Raw genomic sequence first — 10,435 nt, forward strand, 5'->3', positions numbered from 1 at the left:
GTCGGTCGGCTTCACGGACCTGGTGCGGCTGCTGTTCGGCTCGTCCGACGCCGGTGCCGCGCAGGTGCTCGTCGCCTCCCGGTTGCCGCGGCTGCTCGCCGCGCTGGTCGTCGGCGTGGCGCTCGGCGTCGCCGGTGCCGGGCTGCAGTCGCTGGCCCGCAACGCGCTCGCGTCGCCGGACACGCTCGCCGTCAACGCGGGCGCATTCCTGGCCGTCGTCACGGCGTCCGCGTTCGGGCTCAGCCTGCCGCTGTTCCTCTCCGGTGGGCTCGCGTTCCTCGGCGGGCTCGCCGCGGCCGGCGTGGTGCTGGCCCTCTCGGCGGGCGGCCGGGCCGGACCGACCCGGCTGATCCTGGCCGGGACCGCGGTCGCGCTGGCCCTCCAGTCGCTCACCATGGTGCTCCTGCTGCTCTTCGAGCAGAACACCATCGGCCTGTACGCGTGGGGCAACGGCTCGCTGGTGCAGAGCGACCTGCACGCCGTCACGCAGGTCTCGCCCGTGGTCGTGCTGGCTCTCGCCGGTCTTCTGCTGGCCGCCCGGCGGCTGGACATCCTGGCCCTCGGCGACGACCCGGCGACCGTGCTCGGCGTCGACGTGCGGCGCACGCGGCTGGTCGTCGTGGTGCTGACCGTGCTGCTGTGCGCGGCCGCGGTCACGCTGGTCGGGCCGGTCGGGTTCGTCGGGCTCTGCGCGCCCGTCATCGTGCGGCTGCTCGCCCGCCCGGTGCCCGGCGTGCAGCGGCACCGGGTCCTGTTGCCGTTGTCCGGCATCGTCGGCGTGCTCGTCGTCGTCGGCTCCGACGTGCTGCTGCGGGCGGTCGTCGGCGCGCAGGCCGGTGTCGAGGTGCCGACCGGCGTCGTGACGTCGCTGTTCGGTGCCGCCGTGCTGGTCTGGCTGGCGCGGCGGCACCGGGACGCGGGCAACACTCCACAGTCGACGTCCGGGCGGCTGCGGTCACGTGGTGCTTTTCTCGTCGTCCTCGTCGTCTGCGCGGTGCTGGCGGTGGCGGCGGTCATCGTCGGCATGCTCGGCGGGGACACCTGGGTGCTGCTCGGCGACGTGACCAACTGGATCGCCGGCCGGACCGGGCCTGCCTACACGTTCGTGCTCGACCAGCGCTACCCGCGGGTGTTCGCGGCACTGCTGGCCGGGGCGGCGCTGGCCCTGGCCGGCACGACGGTCCAGGCGGTGTGCCGCAACGCGCTGGCGGAGCCGGGCCTGCTCGGCATCTCGGCCGGCGCGGGTGTGGGCGCCGTCCTGCTGATCTCGTTCGTGCCGCTGGCCTCGGTGTGGGCGATGTCGGGTGCGGCCGGCGTCGGCGCGCTGCTGGCGTTCGTACTCGTCTACCGGCTCTCGTGGCGCGGCGGGCTCAGCTCCGACCGGCTCGTGCTCGTCGGGATCGGCGTGCAGACGGGCCTGTTCGCGTTGATCACGACGATCATCATCGCGACGGACCCGTGGAACACCGGCAAGGCGCTGACGTGGCTGTCGGGGTCGACGTACGGGCGTACCGCCGGACAGCTCGTCCCGGTGTTGGCGGCGTTGGCGGTCGCCGTGCCGCTGCTCGCCTACGCCCGGCGGGACCTGGACCTGCTCGCGCTCGACGAGGACACGCCGCGGGTGCTCGGCGTCCGGCTGGACCGCACCCGCCTGGTCGCACTGGTGGCGGCCGCGCTGCTGACGTCGACAGCGGTGTCGGCGGTGGGCGTGGTCGGCTTCGTGGGCCTGGTCGCGCCGCACGCGGCGCGGGCCCTCGTCGGGTCGCGGCACTCGCGTGCCCTGCCGGTGGCCGCCCTGCTCGGCGCGCTGATGGTCAGCGGCGCCGACACCCTCGGCCGGACGGTCATCGCGCCGGCCCAGATCCCCGCGGGCCTGGTCACGGCGCTGATCGGGACACCGTACTTCGTCTGGCTGTTGTGGCGGTCGCGTACCGCGTCCGCTGGAGGTGTGTCATGACCCCCGCGTGGCGGTTCTTCCCGGTCACGGTGTCTGCCGTGCGGCGGCTGAGCCCGTCGTTCATCCGCGTCACGTTCGCCGGCGACTGCCTGACGTCGTTCGCGGACAACGGCTACGACCAGCGGATCAAGCTGTGCCTGCCGGTGCCGGTGCACGAGTTCGACTTCCTGCCGACGGACGAGGACTGGTGGTCACGGTGGCGGTCGCTGCCGGACGAGCACCGCAACCCGATCCGGACGTACACGGCTTCGGCGGTGCGGGCCGACCTCGGCGAGGTCGACGTGGACATGGTCCTGCACGGGGACGGGGGTCCGGCGTCGCGCTGGGCCCTGGTCGCGGCGCCGGGCGACGCGCTGGTGCTGATCGGCCCGAACGCCGCGCACGCCGGCGACCACGGCGGCCTGGAGTTCCGCCCACCGCCTGGCGCGCGCCTGCTGATCGCCGGCGACGAGACCGCGGCGCCCGCGGTGGCGGCGATCCTCGCACGCCTGCCCCGCACGACCCGCGGCGACGTGGTCCTGGAGATCCCGTCCCGGGACGACGCACTGCTGCCGCTGTCGGCCCCGGACGGCATGCGGGTGACGTGGGTGTGCCGGGACGGCGGGCACGACTACGGGTCGCGGCTGGTGGCAGCGGTGCGGCACGTGGTGGCGGGCCACCGGACCCCGGTCCCGGCGGGCGTACGCGCGGCGGTTGACGAGCTGGAGCCGGACGGCGACATTTGGGAGGTCCCGGAGGACGGGGCCGCGGGGGACCGGTACGCGTGGCTGGCGGGGGAGTCGGCCGCCATCACGACCCTGCGCCGGCATCTGGTGAAGGAGCTGGGGTGGGACCGGAAGTCGGTGGCCTTCATGGGTTACTGGCGCAACGGCCGCGCGGAGTCCTGATCGGTCGCGCGATGACACCGGCTGATCGCGTTGATGGCGATTGACGTGCGGTGGCGGGAGGGGGAGCGGCTCGTCCGGTGGAGCTGGGGCGACGTCGCGGTCGAGATGACCTTCCCGGCGCCGCCGGCGAGCGTCACGGCCTGGGCGGATCCGCCGAGCGTCATCGTCGTCGAGCGCGCCGACCGCCTCGACAACGCGGTGGTGTTCGAGCCTGACGGCACCGAGCGCCTGCGACTGCGGCCGCCGGCTGTCTCGCCCGAACGGCATTGGGACGTCGGCTTCTACGTGGTGTATGCGGGGTCTGACGGCCTGGTCGCGGTGTTCAGCACGCGCGTGGGTGACTTCTGGGGTCGGCCGGACCTGCTCACCGGTGAACTGTCGAGCGTCGCCCAATGGCGGTAGGCCCTCTTCCTCAGGATTCGGACGCTCGGTGGCGGGTAGGGACATACAGGAGGGACTGCTTTCAGGACACCATTGTGGAGGTGCCATGACATCGCGTACGCAGTATCACGTCGTGCCGGACGGCGGCGGGTGGAGGGTTGAGCACGGCTCGTCGGCCGACAGCAGCCACTCCACCAAGGCCGACGCGGTCGCCGCGGGGCGGAAGGTCGCCAAGGGCAACCAGCCCAGCCAGCTCATCGTGCACAACGCCGACGGTCGGATCGAGAACGAGTACACCTATCAGGACGATCCCTTCCCGCCCGCCGGCTGAGAAGTGTCGGGGGGTGGCGATAGCGTCGCCGCCATGACACAGGAGCTTCCTCGGGTGGTCGTCGCGGTGACCGCGACGGCGGACGGGCGGGTGACGCTCGGCCGTGGCGAGCTCCTCCTGGACCCGGGCGTGCATGCCCGCTGGCGCGCCGCCTGGCCGGCAGACGTCGACGATCTGCTGGCCAGGCGGGCGGCCGCCATCGAAGCCACCCACCATCCGACCGTTGTCCTCGAGGGCAGCGGCACGTTCGTGGGTCCGGAGGCGGGCCCGCTCGAGCTACCGGATGCCGCGGAGGTGGGCTCTCCGAGCGCGTCGAGCGACCGGTGGTTCGCGGTCGTCGACCGTCGTGGCCGGGTGCGGTGGACCCGCAAGCAGGAGGGCGACACGCGCCTGTTGGTGATCGTCGACCCGCACACGCCGGCGCGCTACCTCGCTTACCTGCGGCGCGAGGACATCCCCTACCTGTGCGCCGACGACCTCACCGCCGCGGTGCGGAAGCTGCGCACCGAGCTGGGCGCCACCTGCGTCCTGTCCGAGGCCGGCGGTGGCCTCAACGGCGCTCTCCTGCGTGCCGGGCTGGTCGACGAGCTCCATGTCATCACGGTCCCGGCCCTTGTCGGCGGCCTCGACACACCGTCGGTCATGGACGGCCCACCCGCCGGCGTCGGCTCGCTGCCGACCCGACTACGCACGATAGACGTGAAGGTCGGGAGCGAGGGCACCATCTGGGCCCACTACGAGGTCGTGAGGTGATGACCCTGGAGCGCGGTCGTGGCGGGCAGGAGGGCCGGCTGACGTGGCTGAGGTCCGGGCGCGGTCGAGAACGACGAGCGGGCCCCCTGCCGAACAAAGGGGTGTCGGCAGGGGCCCGGTTCGTGACTCAGCGGCTGGTCGGGCGGGCGCCGTTCTGCGCGACCGGCTCCTCCGCGTCCGCGACCCCGTCGATGGCGCCCGCGGCCGTGGACACCGCGCGCTCCCGGTCGGCCAGGTCCAGGCTCGTGCGGAGCGTGACCGGCTTCAGCAGCAGGGCCGCGATCACACCCACCACCCCGATCGCCGCCGAGATGAGGAAGATGTGGCCCGTCGCGTCGCCGTAGGCCGCTCGTACGATGTGCTGGAACGCTTCCGGCAGGGCGTTGAGGTTCAGGGCGCTCGTCCCCGATGACGCCGCGCCCGCGGGGACGCCCGCCGCGGCCAGGTCGTGGGTGATCTGGTCCGTGACCCGGTTCGCCAGCACCGCGCCCAGGATCGAGACGCCCATGGCGCCGCCCAGGGAGCGGAAGAAGGCTACCGACGAGCTGGCCGCGCCGATGTCCTTGAGCTGCACGCCGTTCTGCACGGCGAGCACCAGGTTCTGCATCGTCATGCCGACGCCGATGCCGACCAGCAGCATGCCCGCGCCGACGAAGACCAGCGACGTCGCGTGGTCGATCGTGCCGAGCATCGCGAAGCCGGCGACCAGGACGATCGAGCCGACCACGATGTACGGCTTGATCTTGCCCGTCTTCGAGATCAGGCGGCCCGCGACGATCGAGGAGAGCAGCACGCCCGCCATCAGCGGGATGGTCAGCAGGCCCGCCTCGGTGGGTGAGTAGCCGCGGCCGATCTGGAAGTACTGGCCCAGGAAGACCGCGCCGCCGAACATCGCCATGCCGACCGCCAGGCTGCCCAGGATGGCCAGCGCCGTGGTGCGCTGCCTGACGATGTGGAGCGGCACCACCGGTTCCGACGCCTTCGACTCGACCAGCACGGCGAGCGCGAGCAGGACCACCGCGCCGCCGACCATGAGGTAGGTCTGCCAGGACAGCCACGGGAACGTGCCGTCCACGAACGAGATCCAGATGAGCAGCACGCTGACCCCGGCGGCGATCAGCGTCGCGCCCAGGTAGTCGATCTTCACGTTCTCGCGCTTGATGGTGGGCAGGCGCAGCGTGGCCTGGAGCAGGACCAGGGCGATGATCGCGATGGGTACGCCGACGAAGAAGCACCAGCGCCAGCCGAGCCACGACGTGTCGACGATCAGGCCGCCGAGCAGCGGGCCGCCGACCGTGGCCAGGGCCATCACGCCGCCGAGGTAGCCGTTGTAGCGGCCCCGCTCGCGCGGCGGGATCATCGCGGCGATCGCCACCTGGACCAGCGCCTGCAGGCCGCCGACGCCGATGCCCTGGAACGCGCGGGCCGCGATCAGCTGGCCGGCGTTCTGGCTGAGCCCGGCGATCGCCGAGCCGACGACGAAGATCACGATGGAGATCTGGATCAGTTGTTTCTTGTTGAACAGGTCGGCCAGCTTGCCCCAGATCGGGGTCGTCGCGGTGGCGGACAGCAGGGTCGCGGTGACCACCCAGGTGTACTGGGTCTGCGACCCGTTCAGCGCGCCGATGATCCGCGGCAGGGCGGTGGACACGACCGTGCTGCTGACCAGTGCCACGAAGAGCACGAGCAGCAGCCCGCTGAGCGCTTCGAGGGTCTGCCGGTGGCTCATCCGGCCCGGTTCGGCGTGCGACCGGGCGGTCGTTGTGGTGGCACTCATCGCAGGGAGATCCCTCCGGAACGGTGTTCGATCACCTCCAGCATCCTCCTGATCTTGCGCTGTGGGCAAGTTTTCCCACTGAGAAACGAGTCACGCATAGGCGTTCATGGTGCCCTGAGCTGGTCCGGATCGATCCCGCGCTCGACCAGCCAGCGACCCAGCTCGTGCAGGTCCCGCGGATGCCGCAGCGGCGCGTGCCCGACCCGCCGTCCGGTCCGCCGGAACACGCTGACGTGCCCGGTGTCGCGCACCTCGATCCGCCACTCCATCCCGAGCCGGTCGGAGGGCGTGTTCCACACCTGCACGCCAGTGACGCTAGGCCGACCTAAACCTCAAAAGGTGCAAAACGGCTCAGCAACGGGGGTACGCCTAGACCGACTCCGCGGCCGCGAGGATGGCGTCGAGGGTCACCTGGGGCTGCGAGACCATTGAGACGTGGGAGGCGTCCACGTCGGTGACGGTGGCGCCGGCGCGCTCGGCCATGCGGCGTTGGGTGGCCGCGGGGATGACGCGGTCGTCGTTGCCGATCACCGTCCAGCTCGGCAGCGACTTCCAGGCCGGCACGCCCGACGGCGTGTTGTTCGCGCTCAACGTGATCGGGCGCTGGCTCTGCACGATGAGCCAGCGGTCCGCCTCCGGCAGGTCCTGCGCGAACGCGGTGTGCACCGAGTCGGGCTTGAGGAACGCGTCCAGGTCGCCCTCCGGCGCGCCCGGGTAGCGGACCAGGTCGAGGACGGTGGTCGGGTCGGGCACCGCGAGCGCCGAGCCGGAGTCGCCCAGGATCTGGAAGACGGTCTCGTTCTCGTCCGGGGCGAACGCGTCGATGTACACCAGCGCCCGCACGTCGCCGCCGGCCTTCGCGGCGTTCGTGACGACGAAGCCGCCGTACGAGTGTCCGACCAGCACCACCGGCCCGCGCGTCCGCTGCTCCAGGCATGACGCGATGTACGCCGCGTCGGTTTTCGGGCCGCGCAGCAGGTTCGGCAGCGTCAGGACGGTGAAACCCCGGGTCAGCAGCGCACTCGCGACGGCGTTCCAGCTGGACCCGTCGGCCCACGCGCCGTGGACCAGGACGATGGTGGGCCGTGCCATGAGGAACCCCCTCGCGTCGGCGGTACGCGGTCCGATTCCGATCGTGCCAGCATCACCCGCGCACCCGTTCCGGTTCGGGAGAATCGCGCACCGCATGATCATGGACGCCCGGTCGGGTGAGATCGATAGGCTACGCGGGTGCATGACGACCGGACCGTTGTCGAACAACGGTTGGCCCGGCTCCTTTCCGAACGACTCCGGCCCGCGGTGCACCGCGTCGTCGCCGGCCTCGACGTCACCGCCTGGCACGTTCCCGGCGAGCCGGTCCCACCGGCGACCGCCCTCGCGGAGGGGCGGTTCACGCCCTTCCCGCTCGGTGGCGCGTGGGGACCGCCCTGGCGCACGACCTGGTTCCGGTTGACCGGCGCGGTGCCGGCGGGCGTGCCCGCGGCGGCGCGGCTCGAGGTGGTCGTCGACCTCGGGTGGAACAACGCCTCGCCGGGTTTCCAGGCCGAAGGGCTCGTCTACCGTCCCGACGGTTCCGTGCGGAAGGGACTGCACCCCCGCAACGACTGGATCCCCGTCGAAGGCGGCGACGTCGACCTCTACGTCGAGGCCGCCGCCAATCCGACGGTGCTCGAGTCGTTCCGCCCGACCGACCTCGGCGACCTCGCCACCGCCGGCGACGCGCCCCTCTACCGGCTGGTCCGCGCCGACATCACCGTCCGGGACGAGGTGCTCGCCGATCTGGTCCTCGACCTCGACGTGCTCGCCGAGCTGCGCCAGCAGCTCCCGGCGGGCGAGCCCCGCGCGCACGAGATCCTCCGGGCGATCTCGCGGGCGATGGACGCGCTCGACCCGGCCGACCTGTCCGGCACCGCCGCCGCGGCCCGCGAGGCGCTCGCGGGCCAGCTCACGAGGCCCGCGCACGCCAGCGCCCACCGGATCACCGCCGTCGGGCACGCCCACATCGACACCGCCTGGCTCTGGCCGCAGCGCGAGACCGTCCGGAAGGTCGCGCGCACCGCGGCCAACGTCGCGGACCTGCTCGACACCAACCCCGACCTCGTGTACGCGATGTCCTCCGCACAGCAGTTCGCCTGGCTCGAGGAGCACCGGCCCGAGGTGTTCGCCCGCGTCGCCGACCACGTGCGGAGGGGGCGGTTCGTGCCCGTGGGCGGGATGTGGGTCGAGTCCGACACCAACATGCCCGGCTCCGAGGCGATGGCGCGCCAGTTCGTACACGGGAAGCGGTGGTTCCTCGAGAAGTTCGGCATCGAAACACTGGAGGCGTGGCTGCCGGACTCGTTCGGGTACTCGGCCGCGTTGCCGCAGATCGTCAAGCTCAGCGGGACCCGCTGGTTCCTCACCCAGAAGATCTCCTGGAACCAGACCAACCGGTTCCCGCACCACACGTTCTGGTGGGAGGGCATCGACGGGACCCGGGTGTTCACGCACTTCCCGCCGGCCGACACCTACAACGGCGAGCTGACCGGGGCCGAGCTCGCCCACGCCGTGCGCAACTTCCGCGACAAGGGCGGCGCGACCCGCTCGCTGCTGCCGTTCGGCCACGGCGACGGCGGTGGCGGGCCGACCAGGGAGATGATCGCCCGGGCGCGGCGACTGTCCGATCTGGAGGGTGCACCGCGCGTCGTGATGGAGGCGCCGCAGGCGTTCTTCGAGGCGGCGCAACGGGAGTACGGCGACCAGGCACCGGTCTGGGTCGGGGAGCTCTACCTCGAGCTGCACCGCGCCACCTACACCTCGCAGGCCGCGACCAAGCGCGGCAACCGCCGGTCGGAGCATCTCCTGCGCGAGGCCGAGCTGTGGTGCACGACCGCCACGGTCCGCACGGGAGCCGACTATCCCTACGAGACGCTGGACCGGCTCTGGAAAACCGTGCTGCTGCACCAGTTCCACGACATCCTCCCCGGATCATCGATCGCCTGGGTCCACCGTGAGGCGCGGGAGGCGTACGCTCGCGTCGAAGCGGAGCTGGAGTCACTGATCGCCGGGGCGCTCAGAACCGAGGCAACCGCCGGCGTGGTCGCGTTCAACGCGTCCCCCTTCGCCCGCGACGGCCTGCCCGCGATGGGCGCCGGCCACCCACCCGTGGCCGCCGGCATCGTCCGGGCCGAGGCGCGCGACGGCGGCTACGTCCTCGACAACGGCCGCCTCCAGGTCACCGTGGACAGCCGGGGCCTGGTCGTCTCGGTCCTCGACCTGAAGGCCGGCCGCGAAGTGCTCGCCGCCCCGGCCAACCTCCTGCAGCTGCACCGCGACGAGCCCAACCAGTGGGACGCGTGGGACGTCGACCCGTTCTACCGCGACCTGGTCACCGATGTGGACACCACGACCGAGCTGACCCTGGCCGGCGACACGATCCGGGTGTCCCGGGCCTTCGGCGCCTCCACGGTGCTCCAGGAGATCACCCTCCCGGCCGGGGCCCGCCGGGTCGACTTCCGCGTCGAGGTGGACTGGCACGAGAGCGAGAAGTTCCTCAAGGTGGCCTTCCCGCTCGACGTCCACACGGACCGGGCCCGGTACGAGACCCAGTACGGACACCTCGAGCGCGCCACCCACGAGAACACCTCCTGGGACGCCGCCCGGTTCGAGGTGTGCGCGCACCGGTGGGTGCGGGTCGCCGAGCCCGGCTACGGCGTCGCGCTCGCCAACGACTCCACCTACGGCCATGACGTCCGGCGGGTGGCTAAGCCGGGCGGAGGCACGTACAGCGTCGTCAGGTTGTCCCTGCTGCGGGCGCCGCGGTTCCCCGACCCGGAGACCGACCAGGGCCGCCACGCCATGCGCTACGCACTCGTGCCCGGCGCCACGGTCGCCGACGCGGTCCGCGCCGGCTACGAGATCAACCTGCCCGTCCGCACGGTCCGCGGCGAACCCGTCGAGCCGCTGGTCCACGTGCGGGCGAACCCGCCGGAGTCGGTGGTCGTCGAGGCCGTCAAGCTGGCCGACGACCGGTCCGGCGACGTGGTCGTCCGCGTCTACGAGGCGCTCGGCGGCCGGGCCACCGCCCACCTGCGAGCGGACTTCCCGGTGACCGCCGCCACCGAGACCGACCTCCTGGAACGCGACCTGGAACGGGACGCACTCCAGGACGGACTCCTCCTGCGGCTGCGCCCGTTCCAGATCGTGACCGTCCGCCTCAGCCGTTAGCCGAGCTTGGCCAGGTCCGCCGCGATCGTCTCGGCGATCGGCGTCGTCGGCCGCCCCTCCTTGGCGACGTCCACGGCCGCCTGGGTCCAGGCACCGCCCGGGTGCCGGAAGTACGAGATCTTGGCGTCCGGCACCGCCGCGTG

9 protein-coding genes are annotated in these 10,435 nt (G+C 72.3%); 6 read left to right on the forward strand and 3 right to left on the reverse strand.

All coding sequences use genetic code 11. The features are described 5' to 3' along the window. The 5 genes from AB0H87_RS31135 to AB0H87_RS31155 form a co-directional block, all read left to right on the forward strand. Positions 1 to 1,957 (forward strand): iron ABC transporter permease (locus AB0H87_RS31135; protein ID WP_360153601.1); only part of this gene is annotated, 1,957 nt, incomplete at its 5' end. Continuing rightward, positions 1,954 to 2,844 carry a siderophore-interacting protein gene (locus tag AB0H87_RS31140; protein WP_360153604.1) on the forward strand — a complete coding sequence of 297 codons (891 nt, stop codon included), beginning with the start codon at positions 1,954 to 1,956 and terminating at the stop codon, positions 2,842 to 2,844. The genes AB0H87_RS31135 and AB0H87_RS31140, both read left to right, overlap by 4 nt. A gap of 33 nt (positions 2,845 to 2,877) precedes the next feature. Next, complete coding sequence (locus AB0H87_RS31145; protein WP_360153607.1) at positions 2,878 to 3,246, forward strand: hypothetical protein; 369 nt, start codon at positions 2,878 to 2,880, stop codon at positions 3,244 to 3,246. Between the two features lie 85 nt (positions 3,247 to 3,331). Beyond that, complete coding sequence (locus AB0H87_RS31150; protein ID WP_360153610.1) at positions 3,332 to 3,556, forward strand: DUF2188 domain-containing protein; 225 nt, start codon at positions 3,332 to 3,334, stop codon at positions 3,554 to 3,556. A gap of 33 nt (positions 3,557 to 3,589) precedes the next feature. Further along, positions 3,590 to 4,309: a dihydrofolate reductase family protein gene (locus tag AB0H87_RS31155; RefSeq protein WP_360153613.1), complete on the forward strand. Its 720-nt coding sequence runs from the start codon at positions 3,590 to 3,592 to the stop codon at positions 4,307 to 4,309. Between the two features lie 127 nt (positions 4,310 to 4,436). On the opposite strand, the gene AB0H87_RS31160 is transcribed toward AB0H87_RS31155, so the two are convergent. The 3 genes from AB0H87_RS31160 to AB0H87_RS31170 form a co-directional block, all read right to left on the reverse strand. Continuing rightward, positions 4,437 to 6,086 (reverse strand): MDR family MFS transporter, encoded by a 1,650-nt coding sequence (locus tag AB0H87_RS31160; RefSeq protein ID WP_360153616.1) that lies wholly within the window; start codon positions 6,084 to 6,086, stop codon positions 4,437 to 4,439. 104 nt (positions 6,087 to 6,190) lie between these two features. Then, positions 6,191 to 6,391, reverse strand: coding sequence for a hypothetical protein (locus tag AB0H87_RS31165; protein WP_360153619.1), 201 nt, complete (start codon positions 6,389 to 6,391; stop codon positions 6,191 to 6,193). 64 nt (positions 6,392 to 6,455) lie between these two features. Beyond that, positions 6,456 to 7,178, reverse strand: coding sequence for an alpha/beta hydrolase (locus AB0H87_RS31170; RefSeq protein WP_360153622.1), 723 nt, complete (start codon positions 7,176 to 7,178; stop codon positions 6,456 to 6,458). A 138-nt stretch (positions 7,179 to 7,316) separates the two neighbouring features. Between AB0H87_RS31170 and AB0H87_RS31175 the strand changes: the two genes are divergently transcribed. Next, the gene (locus tag AB0H87_RS31175) at positions 7,317 to 10,292 is read left to right on the forward strand and encodes a glycoside hydrolase family 38 C-terminal domain-containing protein (protein WP_360153625.1); all 2,976 of its coding nucleotides are present in this window, start codon (positions 7,317 to 7,319) and stop codon (positions 10,290 to 10,292) included. The last annotated feature ends 143 nt before the right edge of the window (positions 10,293 to 10,435 follow it).

It is taken from the genome of Asanoa sp. NPDC050611 (genome assembly GCF_040654855.1).
Taxonomy (GTDB): domain Bacteria; phylum Actinomycetota; class Actinomycetes; order Mycobacteriales; family Micromonosporaceae; genus Asanoa.

What these genes read in the sequence shown, in the direction of transcription:
- AB0H87_RS31145 (WP_360153607.1), top strand. Translation starts at nt 2,878, where the DNA reads ATGGCGATTGACGTGCGGTGGCGGGAGGGGGAGCGGCTCGTCCGGTGG.
- AB0H87_RS31150 (WP_360153610.1), top strand. Translation starts at nt 3,332, where the DNA reads ATGACATCGCGTACGCAGTATCACGTCGTGCCGGACGGCGGCGGGTGG.
- AB0H87_RS31170 (WP_360153622.1), bottom strand. Translation starts at nt 7,178, where the DNA reads ATGGCACGGCCCACCATCGTCCTGGTCCACGGCGCGTGGGCCGACGGG.
- AB0H87_RS31155 (WP_360153613.1), top strand. Translation starts at nt 3,590, where the DNA reads ATGACACAGGAGCTTCCTCGGGTGGTCGTCGCGGTGACCGCGACGGCG.
- AB0H87_RS31160 (WP_360153616.1), bottom strand. Translation starts at nt 6,086, where the DNA reads ATGAGTGCCACCACAACGACCGCCCGGTCGCACGCCGAACCGGGCCGG.
- AB0H87_RS31140 (WP_360153604.1), top strand. Translation starts at nt 1,954, where the DNA reads ATGACCCCCGCGTGGCGGTTCTTCCCGGTCACGGTGTCTGCCGTGCGG.